Origin of the sequence: Vibrio splendidus, assembly GCF_002873455.1 — a bacterium.
Lineage (GTDB): Bacteria > Pseudomonadota > Gammaproteobacteria > Enterobacterales > Vibrionaceae > Vibrio > Vibrio splendidus_J.
The window spans coordinates 210,613-227,600 of the sequence record NZ_MCUN01000035.1 but is presented as its reverse complement, the minus strand read 5'-3'; the positions used below and the strand labels follow the sequence as shown (position 1 = coordinate 227,600).

Sequence of the window (16,988 nt, the reverse complement as noted above, 5' to 3'; positions counted from 1 at the left end):
GATGGTCGCCGTGCCTGTCGCCGTGCCTGTCGCGCCAGTGCCGCCCTCAACGCTCACGCTGAACGTCTCGTCGCCTTCATACACGTCATCGCCTGTGGTTGCCACGCTCACTTTCAGCTCGGTCTGACCCGCTGGGATTGTGTAGCTGCCGTCATCGTTCGGTGTCACGACAGTCACACCACCTGACAACGTCACTACCATATTACCGATGTCGTCCGATTCCGCTGTATTAGCACCTGCCGTTGAGCTCGTCAGGTTCACCGTCACTGCCGTGTCCGCCTCCTTGTCTAGGCTCACGGTGAACTCGGCCGCTGAGCCTTCACTCACGCTCACGGCTTCTGTGATGCTCACGCTCGGAACAGGACTAACCCCAACATCAACCGTGATTGTGTCAGTACCGCCCTGACCGTCATCAACCACAACCGTAAAACTGTCGCTGCCGTTGTAGTTTTCGTCTGGGGTGTATGTCCAATTACCATTTTCGTCAACGACTACAGAGCCATTCGATGGTTCTGTGCCTTTGCTAAAAGTTAATTGGTCGTTATCTGCGTCTGTTGCAGTGAGTGAGCCACTTACTGGAGTATCTTCATCTGTGGTGACTGAAATATCTTCACCAACAGGTAAGTCATTGACTGGAGTAACGCCGACATTGACTGTTATGGTATCCGTACCACCGTTGCCATCAGAAACAACAACTGTAAAACTGTCATCGCCGTTGTAGTTTTCATTAGGTGTGTAGGTCCAGTCACCGTTTTCATCGACAACAACAGTTCCGTTTGAGGGATCAGTGGCTTTGGTGAAAGACAGAGAGTCACCGTCTTCGTCTGAAGCTGAAAGGGTTCCGTTTACTGGGGTATCTTCATCGGTTGTAAATGAGAGGGTGTCGCCGACAGGAGAGTTATTGTTATCAACAAAGGTAGGTGCGTTGTTAGGTTGCTCAAAAGATCGGAAAGCATCAAGTAAACTTAAGCTTTGAGTTCTGGACATGCCTAACGCTTCAAAACCGGAAGTTACAAATTCAGTGCCTGGAATGGTTTCTTCACCATCACGTTCAATTGTTCCGCTACTTACTAAACTCGAGCCACTTTCACCAGCGGCTGTTGCGAACTCTTCTCCGAGCTCGGCAGGGTCTTGACCTTCTTCTAAAGCCGCAAATATATTTGCAATGTCTTGGTCAAGTTCTACTTCACCGCCATCTTCAGGCGAAAAACGTTTGACTGAAGTCTGAGATTCAGAACTTCCATTTTGGGACTCTAAAACTACATCCCCAGCTTGCAATGGCTGGCCATCTTCTAGGACTTTGATTGTACCATCTACCGAAATAACAATGCGCTGACCAAGTGCTAGTGCACCGCTCACATTCAATACTGTCATGTCCATATAAACCCCTAAAACTCATTTTCAATCAAAACGTCAAAATCGTGACATTATATTTATAATATTAGGTAAAATATAACACTTAAAACCATATAATTCATAGTTATGAATGCATTTTTTAACAAAGTGATATACCCCACAATAACAAGGGTCACACAGAACAACATTTAAAATACCCTCAAAAGTGAGATAAGTTATTGTGCTAACGTAAAATAATTGAGATATTAATAGACGTTTCAAGTGTTTCAAAACATCATAAAACGCACAATAATCGGTAACAAATTAACAACCATTTACGAGCGCCATTTTAGCGATCGTGATTTTTTTGGCGGTTCATCTAAATTTTGTATATTATCTAGCAAAATTAAAACTCAGATGTGACTCATTTTGGAGAGATGCAAATTGAATAGGATTCAAACAACTACATTAAGTTTAGCCATTGCAATGGCCTTTCCAGCTGCGGCACAAACTCTAGAGCAAGCCGTCGCTTTTACGTTGGAGAGCAATCCTGACATTAAAAGTGCATACAATGAGTACGTTAGTAAACGTTATCTTAATGACGCTTCAGGTGGTGCTTATCGTCCAAGTATAGACCTAGATGGTGGGATTGGTTACGAGCATACCGATTTAGTAACAAATCAAAGCTCAACAGATCTGACACGCAAAGAAGCGACGATTACATTGACTCAATTAATTTGGGATGGTGCCAACACCTCTAATGACATCGACCGTACCGCAGCTGATGCAGAATCGGTTCGTTATCAACTGCTCTCAAATGCCCAAGATATCGCTCTCGAGGTTACTAAAATATACCTTGACGCTGTGAAAGCTTATGAAGTGCTCTCTCTTTCCGAGAATAACTTGGCGACTCACAAGGAAATCTACAGAGATATAAAGAAACGTGTTGAATCTGGTATTGGTTCTACCGCTGACATGTCTCAAGTAGAAGCTCGTATTGCCAAAGCTCATGGCAATTTGCTTGCCGCGCAAAACAATTTGTTCGATACGCATACTCAATTTCAACGGATTGTTGGTCAATCTCCTCTAGGATTAACTTTCCCGCGAGCAGATGCCGGGGCTATTCCTTACACAGTAGATGGCGCTCTCGCAAAAGCTTTTAACCAACATCCAGTTATTAAGATTGCTCAAGCTGACGTTGATTCGGCTAAGTTCCAATACAAGCAATCAAAAAGCACGAACTACCCAACAGTTTCTTTCGAGGCGGCTCAAACTTGGCGCGATGATGCCGGAGGTAACGAAGGTAGTAGTGACGAATTTTCTGCAATGGTTCGCTTGAGATACAACCTTTATAATGGTGGTTCTGATCAAGATCGGTCTGAAAGTGCCGCTTACCAACTGAACAAAGCAAAAGACCTTCGTGAAAGTACGTTCCGAAACGTAGAAGAAAGTTTACGTCTTTCTTGGAGTGCCCTTGATTTAACTGTTCAACAAAAAGAGTTCTTGTCAGATCACGTAGATTCAGCGTCAGATACGGTTATATCTTACGAGAAGCAATACCGCATCGGCAAACGTACCCTTCTCGATTTACTTAACACCGAGAACGAACTATTCGAAGCCCGTAAGGGCTATCTAGATGCCAAGTACGACGAACAATACGCGAAGTACCGAGTAATGAATGCAACAGGAAACCTGTTAACTGGCTTACGCGTCGAAACCCCTCAAGAATGGAATGAAAAGGTAGAATACTAATGAAGCTGATAAAGACTGTATTTCCGCTTTGTCTTATGATTGTCTCTGCCAACGTTTTAGCCGAAACAAGCAATGAAGAATTTGAATATAGAGATCTTCCAGACATCACGCAAAGTTATGATCTCGAAGATGATGACAATGATGGTGTCATCAACGCTCGTGATCTATGTATTGATACACAAATAGGTGCAGAGATAGATAACGATGGCTGTGGATCGTATTTCGAATCTACGGAAGAGAAAGCACTTCATATTCTATTTGCCAACAATTCCACAGAAATTAATCCTGTATTCCTTGGTCAAATCAGACAAATGGCCGCGTTTCTTAAACGCTATGAAAACACCAGTATTCAATTACAAGGTTATGCGAGTAAGGTTGGTAACGCGAAACATAACTTGATGTTGTCCAAAGAGCGAGCATCCCATGTAAGGCGAGCGTTGATCAGTAATGGTATTCAACCATCTAGAATCAACATAGTTGGGCATGGGGACAGCTCCTTTAGTAGTAATGACACTCAAATCAACCATGCGCTTCATCGAAAAGTTGTCGCTACCGTTGTCGGGTTTAAAGGCAATATCAAAGAAGAGTGGCATATCTTCACAAAAATTGGAAAGTAATGTAACTCTATCAACTCAAACTGAAACGTTACCTTTAGGTAGCGTTTCAGTCTTCTTATAAATCCTTAAATAGCATATACCTAAGCCGTCTATAATGTTAATCTTGCCACGTTATCAACATAGAGAATTAATCCATGAGCAAACTAACCGCTGATACTCAAGCAAATCTAGAACTTTTCGTTTCTGAAACACAAGAAACTAAGCTGGTATGGGGCCTTCGCAACGATGAGGGTTGGCTAGCATGTGACTCAAGTGAATTCGAAAGCAGCGAAGTAATGCCTTTTTGGTCTTCAAAAGAAGATGCTCAGACTCACAATGTTGAAGAGTGGGCTGACTTCGAAGTATTAGAAATTCCACTAGATATCTTTGTAGAAGATTGGTTACTGACTCTAGCTGAAGACGGCGTTCTTGTTGGTACTAACTGGAATGCAACATTAGAAGGCAAAGAACTTGAGCCTTCTGACTTAGCGAAATTATACATCTAATTTCCGATATCGGTCGTGCGAACAGTACGACCGATATACCTCTAATAAATATCAAGAAATTAGAGACTTACCTCGCATAACCTTCTACCTATCCCATTCAAAATTTGAAGCAATATCAAACTAATAATAGAATATCGTTCTTTATCTAGTAGATAGTTTCTTGTGACTCACTCTGTTTTTATTACCCTTCTGCTGCTCATTAGCTTTTATTCTCATAGCCAAATATCAACACAAGATCGTCACCAGGACTCTCCTCTTGGCTCATCCAATTTAGATTCAAACACGACTCCAAATGCTGATTGGAATGCACTCTACCTCTCGACTCTAACTCATTCCCCATTAAGTGCATTAAACATGCTGCAAACCCGTTACATTAGCTCAAACTTCTATGGGGATAGGCTTTACCTTTCATCTCTGTTGTACCAATACATGAGCCACCGAGATCAACCATTCTATGGAATTGCTTCAAACGACAGTGAATACCAAGCGATTGAAGAAACGTTTATTTCTGCTTTGATGAAAGATGGTCAAGGCCAATATGAAGAAGCGCAACAAACCTTTCTGACACTATTGGCGAAAATGCAATCACGCGGTGATTTAACTGGAAAAGCCTTATTAAAATACCAACTATGCCGTTCTCTTAACGAGCAAGCTAAATATCATCAAGCGAACTATTATTGTTCTGCACTTCACTCAAATTTACATGACATTGCTGATCCTGTATTACCAAAATTTGGGACTTATCGAGTCATCGCTAACAATCACCATTTCCGCAGTGACTATCAAGCCGCGCTAGATACCTACCTGTCACTGATTAACGTGTTCCCACAAGGACACGATATTTCGGGGATCTATAACGATGTGGGTAATTTGCTCAAAGAGTTAAAGCAATATGACAAATCGGCTGAATACCTTATAGAAGCACTCGCTCTCAGATCGGATGCTTCTGACTTGATGAAAGCACAAGTTCATCATAGCCTTGCAGACCTCTACCTTAACCAAGGACGAAGTGATTTAGCAATTAGTCACTTTCAAAAAGCAAAAACACTGCTGACTACATCATCTCATAGCTACGGTATTGCTCTAACAAGTCTTGGCTTAGGAAAAGCTTACACTCAAATTAAAGACTATGATTTGGCGAGAGGTTACTTAGTCAACTCTCTGTCAGCTTCGAATGAATTAAGTAACGACGTCATTCGTATTAATGCTTACTTGGCGATCAGCGATATGTTCAAAGAGCAAGCGCTGACAACAGAGGCGCTCAATTATGCTCAGCAAGCTCTAGAAGTATCCGAGCAAGTCAAAAGACACAAGTACATCGCTCAATCACTTCTGCAACTTTCCGACCTTCATCAAGCGCTCAGCAATTACCAAGAAGCTTTTTATCTCTACCAACGATACTCGTCTATACAAATTGAAGCACGAGATATCGATAATAGGTTAGCTTTTGAGGCACTGGATCTGACCCACGCAAAATATGAGCAAGAATTGGAAAATTCTTTCCTTATAAATCAGACAAAGCTCGACCGCGTCCAAATTGAAAAAATGGAACATCAAAGATGGATGTACAACGTCATTGTCATTTTGCTGCTGTGCGCTGCAAGCTTCATGATATTGGCAAACAAGACGATTCGCGCAAAAGCTGCAATCGATGCTATGACAAAAGCGTATGGTCGGACCGAGATAATACGAAGAATCAAACGAATTAGACGTTGCAAAGGAACGGATAAGCAACACGTGCTCGTTTTGCTCGATCTAGATAAATTCAAGAAGATTAATGATAAGCATGGACACCCTACCGGTGATAGAGCGCTCGTCCATATTAGTCAGCAAATACGAAAACACTTAATGGATGATGAATTGTTCGGTCGCTTAGGAGGCGAAGAATTTATCATCATGCTAACCAATACCAAACCAATAGAAGTGCGAGAACGTGTCGAAGAACTGCATTACGCCATTTCGAGCACAGTCTTCTTAACAGAAAGTAAAAAGCCACTTAATGTAACCGCGAGTTTTGCTTATCTAGCAACCTCAAACGCATTAAGTGACTTTGATGACTTGTATTCAGTACTTGACCAAGCACTGTATCAAGCAAAAAGTAACGGCCGAAACTGCATCATTGATGCTTACAACGAGCCAATTGATTGACCTGAGGTTATTTATTCTCAGTCTGTTTGCGAACCAATTCAGCCATAATACTTTCGCGATCATCTAGGTAATCGTTAAGGCCAACTTTACGCAGTTCACACGCTGGGCAATCGCCACAACCATCACCGACAATGCCGTTGTAACAAGTCAGTGTTTTATTTCGAACAAGCTCGAGTGCTGAGTACTGGTCTGCCAACGCCCATGTTTCAGCTTTGTTGAGCCACATCAGCGGTGTTTTGATATCAAGCGGCCTGTCCATACCTTGTACAAGTGCAGAATTCATCGCTTTCACAAAGTTATTACGACAATCAGGGTAACCCGAGAAATCAGTTTCACACACGCCCGTGATTACGGTATTTGCACCGATTTGGTAAGCGTAAATACCCGCCAAAGTTAAGAACAGGATATTACGACCAGGAACAAAAGAGTTTGGTAGTCCATTCTCTTGTAGTTCGTGAGACACTGGGATATCGTCACGAGTCAGAGAACTGATAGCCAGTTCATTCAGCAGAGTCACATCCATTACTTTGTGTGCCTTCACACCAAGCTCTTTCGACAACGACTCAGCCACTTCAATCTCGAGTCTATGGCGCTGACCATAATCAAATGTGATTGCATGAACTTCATCATACTCTTTTAAAGCTTGAACAAGACATGTTGTTGAGTCTTGACCACCACTGAATACTACGACTGCTTTTTTCATCTTAAATCCTTACGAGAATCTTCTACTAGCGACTTATCTAGGCCAGTAAACAAATGCAACCTATGCGATGCTCAAATACTTGTGAGTTTGAATAGATAAGCGCCAGTTACGTTCGATACAAGTATCAATACACAGCTGCGTTGCACGTTCTTTTTGGCTAATCGGCTGAAGTGCAATGACTGTATTTTCAGGAACATCGGCTCTAGCAATAAGAACATCTAGTTGCTCGATATCTTTACTTGTACCAACAGGGTGCTTGATTTCATTCGCACGAACGAGTGCGCTATCAAGGATATCCAACTTAGCTTTCATTGCAACTTTTGGTGACACCGTAACCCAAGTGTCCGGTGTAACTTTTACTTCTGATGTTCCGCTGGTCTCAATCTGACAGTGACAACCGTGCTGCTCAAATGCTTCAGTGAGAGGGACAAGATCATAAATGCACGGCTCACCACCGGTAATCACAATATGCTTCGCGGTGTAACCTTGCTTGATGTATTCATCCACGATTCCTTGCGCATCAATTGCTGACCAAGTCGGTGAATCCTCTGTCTTAACCATAATATCGCCAAGGCTCGTTTCATCTTCAGGCAACGCTTCCCAAGTCTGTTTGGTATCACACCAAGAACAGCCTACAGGACAAATTTGCAGACGAACAAAAACAGCGGGAACGCCAGTAAATACGCCCTCGCCCTGGATGGTTTCAAACATTTCATTAATCTTGTACAACTTTCCCTCAGCTCAATCATTTGATGAAATTAATCAACCGCAGACCTTAAAGCACTTCCCCCTTTTGGTCAAACAAATGAGTACTGGTAAATGAGTTGATCAAAGCCCTAGCCTGAAGTTTCAAGTTCCCTTATCCTTTCGCCCATTAGATTTTGTTAGCTTTTAATTTTTTAGTAAGGAACAACATGTACAAACTGATTGCTCTTGATATGGATGGCACACTGCTCAACAGTGACAAAGTGATTTCTCAAGAGAACAAAGACGCGATTGCCAAAGCACGTGCTGCAGGTGTTAAAGTGGTTCTGGCTTCTGGTCGCCCTTTAGAAGGTATGCAAAGTAAGTTAGACGAACTTTCGATCAACAGCGAAGATGACTTTGTACTCTTCTACAACGGATCTATGGTTCAGAACGTTTCTACAAAAGAGCTTATCCACAGTGAGATCAGCAATGGTAAAGCCGCGAAAGAGATCGCAGTGCTTGCCCATCAGCTTGGTGGTTATGTACATGCCTTCAGTAAAGTTCATGGTTTAATAACCCCAGAGAACAATGAGTACACAGCGATTGAAGCGCGTATTAACGGCTTAGAGATTACCGAATTCGACTTTTCTCAACTAGAAGACGACCACGAAATCATCAAAACTATGATTGTCGCTGAGCCAAGCAAGCTGACTGAGATCATCGGTAAGTTGCCACAAGAGCTTAAGACTCAGTTTACTATCGTGCAAAGTGCACCTTTCTTCTTAGAGTTCTTAAACCCTAACTCAAACAAGGGTGTCGGTATTGAAGCAATAGCGAAGCACTTAGGCATTACAGCGGAAGAAGTAATCTGTATGGGTGATGCTGAAAACGATCACCATATGCTTGAATACGCGGGTCTTGGCATCGCTATGGATAACGCAATGGAAGAAACCAAGAAGCTGGCGGATCACATTACAGCGAGTAACGACAACCATGGCGTAGCAGTCGCGATTGAGAAGTTTATCTTCAACTCGTAAACGCTCAACAAGCTCTAGTGATAATCACTTTTTTCTTGTTGCAGAAATGACAAAGGCTGTGCATTGCACAGCCTTTTTTGATTTTATGTTCGTCGGTTCGCCTACTCTCTTTTCCATGGCAGACGAAACGCCACGACACCAAACAGAATCAAGATGGGGAAGCGTAACGTTTCAATAATAAATGATGCAATACCACTGAAAGAGACAAAACTCCCTGCCCAGCTAATCAACAGGTTCCCCGCTAACAACATCGCCATCACTCCAAACACGATCTTAAATGAGAACTGACCGACCAAAGGCTTCGAGTCCGTTAACGTTACTAAGCATGCAATCGTCATCAAAATGGCCACCCAGAATGAGAATGTTGGCAATGGCCAGATAACCGTGAGAACAATGGACAACAAGCATAATGCCCACCAGACACCTTTAGAGCTCAGTAAGGCACTAATATCAACATCAGGTTTCGCATCTAATCTTACGATATGCCACGTTGTTAACGCGCCCAATACGCCTCCCATTAAGACATCACTAAAGAAACCACTGCCTGAATAAGACTTGAATAGCATGATCCACAGTAGGCCAGCGAGCACTATCAAAATCGATGTTTGATCCGAGAGGCGCTTTAGTTTCCAAAAGACTAACAAGGTTAAACTCACCCACAAAGCCGCCAATAAACTTGGAAAGCTATACCCACTGCTCATCACTAACTTCAATGTTGGCAGGTAGGCATGCGGGCGAGGAAAACCAAAACCTTGATGTGCGATTAAAGTGAGCAATGTCACCGAGATCAAAGTGAAGCCAAACTTCAACGCGAAGTTACGACCAAAATGCCAAGCAATTAGTGGCAATATCACGATGAAAACCCATGGCTTCGCTAACAAGTCAGTCGAAAGCACCGCGCTCGCAAACCCGCTTGGCATCTTATCGAACGCATTTTGAAGCAACACAATCCAACTTAATTCAACTTGATGGACTTTGGGTGCCGCGCCCACCAGCTCAGTCACATACGTCACAGGTTGATCTGTCGCAGATAAAAACAGTTCGTTAATCTCTGACCATTGCTCTGGGTAGCGGTATTGGTGATCTTGCAGTTCAGTAGGAGGAAGCAGCATCGCTCTGCTGACTTCCACACCATAATGAGGGGCAAACCAAATGGGAAGCTCAAAGCCACCTAACTCATTTCGAGCTTTGTAGCTAATCACTTCAGAATCAGAGACGCAATCATACACAACGGCACTATCGGTATACCCCAAAACATCACCGACCGTTACCGACAAACCCGCCTCTTCCCAGGTTTCACGTTGCGCCGCGACTGCTGGCAGCTCACCAGAGACAACAGTTCCTCCCGGTAGAGACAATTGCCCCGTAATCAATTCATCAACCAACACGATTTGGTTATCAGCACGTACTACACACAAAGCGCCTGCGATATGATCGGGCAAGGTGTTGTTCGCCCAAGCGGAAGTAGTACTCAAAAGAGATAATATGAAAACTAATAAATATCGAATAGCCAACGAGTTTACCTAAAAATAAGAGAAAAGTTAAAGACTGCTCTAGTGTAATCAAACACGCACAAAATCGCTGTCTACGTTTTGTGCAAAGCCTTCCTCATCCATTGAATGTGAGGTGTGAACCCCATTTTTTGATAGAAGTCCTTGGCAGGCGAATTAAAGTCCCAAACTTCTACAAAGACTTGCTCAACCCCATAATCATCAAAAGTACTTTCAACTTTGCTAAACAACTTTTCAGCAATCGATTCTTTTCGATAATCCGGTAAAACAAACAGCTCATCGACACTCCCCATCGGCACCGGTTTACTCACCGTTGAGATAAGCTCACAAAAATGTCCGGAGATAAAGCCAACAATGAGCTCACCTTTTAATGCCACATAAACTAAGCATTCAGGATCATCCAAATAACGTGCAATACTTTTTTCCTGCTCAATCTCTTCTGCCGTTTTAAAGTGCTCTGGGCTAGCAAGATGGTGATGATGGTGGAGATCGAACATTAACTCGTTAAGTTGTTCCAAATCCGTATGCTTTGCAGCCCTTAATATGACATTCATGACTATTGCGCTTCTCAAACCAAATTAATATCTAAACTGAGTCTAGTTTACTTGCCGTGAGTATCTATACAAGTGGTTGAATTAATTCATTGTTTGAAGTCCGTATTTTAGATACAAAAACGGCCACATTACGTGGCCAATTTTTTGATTAGGGTTGACTGAAACCGACTAAGTGATGACCAAAGGCACAGTTAAGCGCCACCGATGTCTTTCTCAATTTTAAGTTCAGTCAATTTAAGTACGATTAATCTCAGTCTTTACTTCCGCCAATCGTTTTTCAGAGTTTATATCTTTCATCGAACGCTACTTACCGAGCTTTTCAGCAATTTCCGTTAAGCTAGTGGGGTCGTCAATCGTCGAAGGCACCACATACTGTTCACCTTCTGCGATCTGTCGAATGGTTCTACGTAAGATCTTACCTGAGCGTGTCTTAGGTAGTCTCTCAACAACCAAAACTTGCTTAAAACAGGCGACCGCGCCAATCTCATTGCGAACTTTACCTACCAACTCCGCTTGTAACTCAATACCATCGACTTTTACACCATCTTTCAGCACAACTAAGCCAAGAGGTAGCTGTCCTTTTAAGTCATCGTGAATACCGACTACCGCGCATTCTGCAATGGCTGGGTGACCACCCACAATCTCTTCCATTTCACCGGTAGAAAGACGATGGCCCGCTACGTTTATCACATCATCAATACGCCCCATGATAAATAAGTACCCATCATCATCAAGATAGCCACCATCACCCGAAACATAATAACCCGGGAATTGGCTCAGATAACCAGATTCAAATCGATCATGATTGCGCCAAACTGTTGGTAAACAACCGGGTGGCAACGGGCGTTTAAGAGCCACAAATCCTTGTTGATTAGGCTGAGCTACTTCACCGAGTTCATTGAGGATCTCCACTTGATAACCTGGGACAGGCTTGGTTGAAGACCCCGCTTTTACAGGCAAGGATTCAAGCCCTGTAGGATTTGCAGAAATAGCCCAACCTGTCTCCGTTTGCCACCAGTGGTCGATAACCGGTTTATTGGTATGAGATTCAACCCAGTCTAATGTTGGCGGGTCTAAGCGCTCTCCCGCCATAAAAATCGACTTAAGAGATGATAAGTCATACTTGGTGAGCAACTCGCCTTCAGGATCTTCTTTCTTGATTGCTCTAAACGCTGTTGGCGCGGAAAACAACACATCAACGTTGTATTCTTCACACACACGCCAGAATGCGCCTGGATCGGGTGTTCTTACCGGCTTACCTTCAAACAGAATAGAGGTGCAACCGTGAATCAGTGGCGCATACACAATATAGGAATGGCCTACAACCCAACCCACGTCAGATGCCGCCCAAAATACGCCATCTTGCGGCATATCGTAGATAGTGCTCATCGAATACTTCATCGCAACCGCATGGCCACCATTGTCACGCACCACGCCTTTTGGCTTACCCGTGGTTCCCGATGTATAGAGGATATATAAAGGATCGGTTGCCAAAACGGGAACGCAGCTATGTGGTAGCGAATCCGCAACGGCCTGCTGCCAAAGTACATCTCTATCTTGGTTCAATTCAGCCAGACATTGCTCTCTTTGAAATACCACGACTTTTTCTGGCTTCCAACGACTGTCCATGATCGCCCTGTCGACCATAGGCTTATATGGCAAGACTTTGTTTATCTCTACACCGCAGGATGCCGTAATCAACACCTTCGGCTCAGCATCTTCGATACGAACGGCAAGTTCATGAGGAGCAAAGCCACCAAAAACCACAGAGTGCACAGCCCCCAAACGGGCACACGCTAGCATTGCCATCGCGGCTTCGGGAATCATTGGCATATAAATCACCACACGATCACCCTTCGTAACCCCTTGGGTCGCCAACATCCCAGCGACTTTTGCCACTTGATCGCGTAATTCGTTATAAGTATAAGACGACTGAGTTCCTGTTACTGGCGAGTCGTAAATCAACGCCACTTTGTCACCGCGACCATTTTCGCAATGATAATCCAACGCCAACCAGCATGTATTCATCACACCATCAGGAAACCAACGCTCAATACCGTTATCGTCAGTTTGTAATATCGTTTTTGGTGACTCAAACCAATCTATCGCTTGTGATTGTGTTTCCCAGAACGAGTTTGGATCTTCCCTCGCCCATTGATACTCGGTGATGTAATCTGTTTTTCTAGTCATTCGATTCGTAGCAGACATAGTGCCTCCTTCATGATTTATCCATTTCTCCAAGTGCCTAGCCTTTGGCAGTAGCACTTGATAGCACTCTTTTCTCAGCGTTGTTTTCGGAACATTTAACCGTTCACGACAATCGCTTTACTTAGGAAAAGGCACACGGATGGCACCTTCCATGATCACTCGGGCACTACGACTCATAATCGCCCTCTCAATGTTCCACCCATTTTCTGTTTGTATCGCTTTAGCACCCACTTTTAGCGTTCCTGATGGATGACCAAAAGTCACAAAATCTCGAGAACCCTCACCGGCTGCCAAGTTCACTAACGTACCCGGAACACTCGCCGCTGAAGCAATGGCGACTGCAGCTGTTCCCATCATGGCATGGTGCAATTGCCCCATAGACAAAGCACGCACCAGAAGGTCGGTGTCTTTGGCTGCGACCGATTTACCACTGGAGGCTTGGTACGCTTGAGGCTTAGCAACAAACGCGACTTTTGGAGTGTGTTGGCGTGATTCAGCTTCTTCTAAGGAATCGATTAACCCCATCGCTACTGCGCCATGTGCTCGGATGGATTCAAACAGAGCCAAGGCTTTAGCATCACTATTGATATCAGATTGAAGTTCGGTGCCTTGGTAACCAACCGATTCAGCATCAACAAAAATGGTTGGTATTCCTGCATTGATGTATGTCGCTTTGATGCAACCCAATTCGGGAACATCTAAAGATTCGACAACATTCCCTGTTGGAAACATAGAGCTACTCGCATCGGCGGGGTCTAGGAAATCAACTTGGATTTCAGCAGCGGGAAAAGTGACACCATCGAGCTCAAAGTCACCCAACTCTTGGACTTCCCCGTCCACGATAGGCACATGAACAATGATGGTTTTCCCTATGTTCACTTGCCATACTCGCACCTCGACCACACCGTTTTCTGGAATACGATTCGAATCAACCAATCCACTATGAATAGCGAACGGACCGACCGCTGCAGACAAGTTCCCACAGTTACCACTCCAATCGACAAACGGCTTGTCTATCGCCACTTGACCAAAGAGATAATCAACATCGTGATCAGCTTTACTGCTTTTCGAAACAATCACGGTTTTACTGGTACTGGATGTTGCGCCTCCCATCCCATCGGTTTGCTTACCATACGGGTCTGGACTGCCAATGACTCTCAGTAACAACTTATCTCTGGACTCTCCAGCAACTTGCGCTGATTTAGGTAAGTCATTCAAACTGAAGAAGACACCTTTGCTCGTCCCGCCTCTCATGTAGGTAGCAGGTACTTTGATCTGTTTATTTGTCATCATGAGCCCCTACTGTGCGAGAAAGTCTTTGGCGAAACGTTGCAACACGCCACCAGCGCTGTACACATTCACTTCGTCAGCGGTGTCTAATCGGCAGGTTACTGGCACATCCAGCTTTTCACCATTTTTACGAGTGATCACTAAAGCCAAATCAGAACCTGCTTGGATGTCACCATAAACGTCGTAAAGCTCGGTACCGTCCAGTTCTAAAGTATTTCGATCCGTTCCCGCTTTGAATTGCAGGGGCAGCACGCCCATACCGACTAAGTTGGTTCTGTGGATTCGCTCAAACCCTTCAGCAACAATCACTTCAACGCCCGCTAAACGCACACCTTTGGCCGCCCAGTCGCGTGAAGAGCCTTGTCCGTAGTCTGCACCCGCCACCACTATTAGAGGCTGTTTACGGTTCATGTAGGTTTCTATCGCTTCCCACATTCGCGTAACTTGACCCTCGGGCTCAACTCTTGCCAATGAGCCTTGCACGACTTCTCCAGCGTCCTTCACCATTTCGTTAAACAGTTTAGGGTTGGCGAAGGTTGCTCGTTGTGCGGTTAAGTGATCACCTCGATGGGTCGCGTAAGAGTTAAAGTCTTCTTCTGGCACTTCCATTTTGGTGAGGTATTCCCCCGCTGCGCTCGAAGCGAGAATCGCATTTGAAGGGGATAAGTGATCCGTAGTGATGTTGTCACCCAGAATCGCTAAAGGCCTCATCCCTGAAAGGCTTCGTTCTCCCGCAAGAGCCCCTTCCCAATAAGGCGGTCTGCGTATATAGGTACTTTGAGGTCGCCAGTCATAAAGCGGTTCAGTAGTCACCTGTTCCTCGTCTGGCTGGAACATTTTTACGTAGATTTGTTGGAATTGCTGAGGCTTAACATGCTCACCGACAACAGCATCGATCTCTGCATCACTCGGCCATAAATCACTTAAATAGATTGGCTTACCATTGCTGTCAGTACCTAAGCTATCTTTCTCGATATCAAAGCGAATCGTGCCAGCCAAAGCGTAAGCAACCACCAATGGCGGTGAGGCTAAAAACGCTTGTTTGGCATAGGGATGGATTCGACCATCGAAGTTTCGGTTCCCTGATAACACAGCGGTTGAATACAGGTCGCGGTCAATGATCTCTTGTTGGATTTTAGGATTCAACGCCCCGCTCATTCCGTTACAGGTCGTACACGCATAACCGACGATACCGAAGCCTAATTGTTCAAGTTCGGGAAGCAAACCTGCGGACTCGAGATAGAGCTTGGCAACTTTAGAACCTGGAGCAAATGACGTTTTCACCCACGGCTTTCGAACTAATCCAAGCTGATTAGCTTTCTTAGCCACCAAAGCAGCGGCAACGACATTTCTTGGATTACTGGTATTAGTACAAGAGGTAATTGCCGCAATGATTACGGCACCATCTGGCATTTGGTCATCGGAATATTGCTCAGCGTGTTGCTCTTTCCAAGATGCTAGACTGATCCCTTGCTTGGCAAGTTCGCTGGTTGGCAAACGACGATGGGGATTGGATGGCCCTGCAAGGTTGCGTTCAACTTTAGACAAATCAAACTCAAGCACACGTTCGTATTGAGCGGAATCTAAGTCATCAGCCCAAAGCCCAGTTTGTTTGGCGTAGCGTTCGACCAGTTCAACCTGTTCGGGTTCACGGCCTGTAAGCTTGAGGTATTGAATGGTCTGTTCATCGATGTAGAACATACCCGCAGTCGCACCATATTCTGGAGTCATGTTTGATATTGTTGCGCGGTCGCCAATGGTCAGTGCGCGTGCACCTTCACCAAAGAACTCCAAGTAACTAGAAACCACTTTTTCATTGCGAAGAAACTCGGTAATTGCGAGCACGATATCCGTTGCGGTTATCCCTTCTTGTCTTTGACCTGTTAGCCTCACGCCTACAATGTCCGGTAAGCGCATCATCGACGGACGACCGAGCATCACCGTCTCGGCTTCCAAGCCACCAACCCCAATCGCAATAACACCTAAAGCATCAACGTGCGGTGTATGGCTGTCGGTGCCGACACAGGTATCTGGGAACGCAATGCCTTCTTTAGATTGAATAACCGGAGACATTTTCTCTAAATTAATCTGATGCATAATCCCATTGCCTGCAGGGATTACACTCACATTTTTAAACGCGGTTTTACACCATTCAATAAAATGAAAACGGTCTTCGTTTCTGCGCTCTTCAATCACGCGGTTTTTATCAAAGGCTTCGCTATCAAAGCCTGCGTGTTCCACTGCCAGAGAGTGATCAACAATCAATTGAGTTTCGACAACGGGGTTCACCTTGGCAGGGTCTCCGCCTTGGTCGGCAATCGCGTCTCTTAATCCAGCCAAATCAACCAAGGCTGTTTGACCAAGAATGTCATGACACACCACGCGCGCAGGATACCAAGGAAAATCTAAGTCGCTCTTACGGTCAATGATCTGTTTTAAGCTGTCTTCAAGGGTTTCAGGATCACAGCGTCTTACTAATTGCTCTGCCAATACTCTCGACGTATAAGGCAAGGTTTTATAAGCGCCCGGAGATATCGATTCTACCGCTTCGCAAGCATCGAAATACTCTAAATGGGTTCCGGGTAAAAGTTTCCGGTACTGATTTTTATCAAGGTACTGAGTTTGTTCAAGTTTTACATCAGACATACATCCACCATTATC

13 protein-coding genes are annotated in these 16,988 nt (G+C 44.5%); 5 read left to right on the top strand and 8 right to left on the bottom strand.

Going from position 1 to position 16,988, the window contains the following annotated elements; translation table 11 throughout:
- Positions 1-1,380 (bottom strand): Ig-like domain-containing protein (locus BCU75_RS19645; protein WP_241905396.1); only part of this gene is annotated, 1,380 nt, incomplete at its 3' end.
- A 441-nt stretch (positions 1,381-1,821) separates the two neighbouring features.
- Between BCU75_RS19645 and BCU75_RS19640 the strand changes: the two genes are divergently transcribed.
- The 4 genes from BCU75_RS19640 (at position 1,822) to BCU75_RS19625 (ending at position 6,337) form a co-directional block, all read left to right on the top strand.
- Positions 1,822-3,087, top strand: a complete 1,266-nt coding sequence (locus BCU75_RS19640) for a TolC family outer membrane protein (RefSeq protein ID WP_076678324.1) — start codon at positions 1,822-1,824, stop codon at positions 3,085-3,087.
- Positions 3,087-3,704 carry an OmpA family protein gene (locus tag BCU75_RS19635; RefSeq protein ID WP_102474818.1) on the top strand — a complete coding sequence of 206 codons (618 nt, stop codon included), beginning with the start codon at positions 3,087-3,089 and terminating at the stop codon, positions 3,702-3,704. The genes BCU75_RS19640 and BCU75_RS19635 overlap by 1 nt, the downstream gene beginning before the upstream one ends.
- Before the next feature lie 134 nt (positions 3,705-3,838).
- Positions 3,839-4,189, top strand: coding sequence for a DUF2750 domain-containing protein (locus tag BCU75_RS19630; RefSeq protein WP_017076336.1), 351 nt, complete (start codon positions 3,839-3,841; stop codon positions 4,187-4,189).
- 162 nt (positions 4,190-4,351) lie between these two features.
- Positions 4,352-6,337, top strand: a complete 1,986-nt coding sequence (locus BCU75_RS19625) for a tetratricopeptide repeat-containing diguanylate cyclase (protein WP_102474817.1) — start codon at positions 4,352-4,354, stop codon at positions 6,335-6,337.
- 7 nt (positions 6,338-6,344) lie between these two features.
- Here the strand turns inward: BCU75_RS19625 and queC are convergent, their stop codons facing one another.
- A complete protein-coding gene (gene queC / locus BCU75_RS19620; RefSeq protein ID WP_102474816.1) occupies positions 6,345-7,040 on the bottom strand; it encodes a 7-cyano-7-deazaguanine synthase QueC in 696 nt (231 codons plus the stop codon).
- Positions 7,041-7,100: 60 nt separating this feature from the next.
- Positions 7,101-7,769, bottom strand: coding sequence for a 7-carboxy-7-deazaguanine synthase QueE (gene queE / locus BCU75_RS19615; RefSeq protein WP_339385712.1), 669 nt, complete (start codon positions 7,767-7,769; stop codon positions 7,101-7,103).
- 185 nt (positions 7,770-7,954) lie between these two features.
- On the opposite strand from queE, the gene BCU75_RS19610 reads away from it, so the two are divergent.
- Complete coding sequence (locus tag BCU75_RS19610) at positions 7,955-8,764, top strand: Cof-type HAD-IIB family hydrolase (RefSeq protein ID WP_102474814.1); 810 nt, start codon at positions 7,955-7,957, stop codon at positions 8,762-8,764.
- A gap of 101 nt (positions 8,765-8,865) precedes the next feature.
- Here BCU75_RS19610 and BCU75_RS19605 read toward each other — a convergent pair whose 3' ends face one another.
- The 5 genes from BCU75_RS19605 to acnD all read right to left on the bottom strand — a co-directional run bounded on the left by BCU75_RS19605 (position 8,866) and on the right by acnD (position 16,973).
- Complete coding sequence (locus BCU75_RS19605; RefSeq protein ID WP_102474813.1) at positions 8,866-10,278, bottom strand: bifunctional NUDIX hydrolase/phosphatase PAP2 family protein; 1,413 nt, start codon at positions 10,276-10,278, stop codon at positions 8,866-8,868.
- Positions 10,279-10,349: 71 nt separating this feature from the next.
- Positions 10,350-10,829: a GNAT family N-acetyltransferase gene (locus tag BCU75_RS19600; protein ID WP_102474812.1), complete on the bottom strand. Its 480-nt coding sequence runs from the start codon at positions 10,827-10,829 to the stop codon at positions 10,350-10,352.
- 303 nt (positions 10,830-11,132) lie between these two features.
- Positions 11,133-13,037: a propionyl-CoA synthetase gene (locus tag BCU75_RS19595; RefSeq protein WP_102474811.1), complete on the bottom strand. Its 1,905-nt coding sequence runs from the start codon at positions 13,035-13,037 to the stop codon at positions 11,133-11,135.
- Positions 13,038-13,154: 117 nt separating this feature from the next.
- Positions 13,155-14,327 carry a 2-methylaconitate cis-trans isomerase PrpF gene (gene prpF / locus BCU75_RS19590; RefSeq protein ID WP_102474810.1) on the bottom strand — a complete coding sequence of 391 codons (1,173 nt, stop codon included), beginning with the start codon at positions 14,325-14,327 and terminating at the stop codon, positions 13,155-13,157.
- Positions 14,328-14,336: 9 nt separating this feature from the next.
- Positions 14,337-16,973 (bottom strand): Fe/S-dependent 2-methylisocitrate dehydratase AcnD, encoded by a 2,637-nt coding sequence (gene acnD / locus BCU75_RS19585; protein ID WP_102474809.1) that lies wholly within the window; start codon positions 16,971-16,973, stop codon positions 14,337-14,339.
- Positions 16,974-16,988 lie beyond the last annotated feature (15 nt).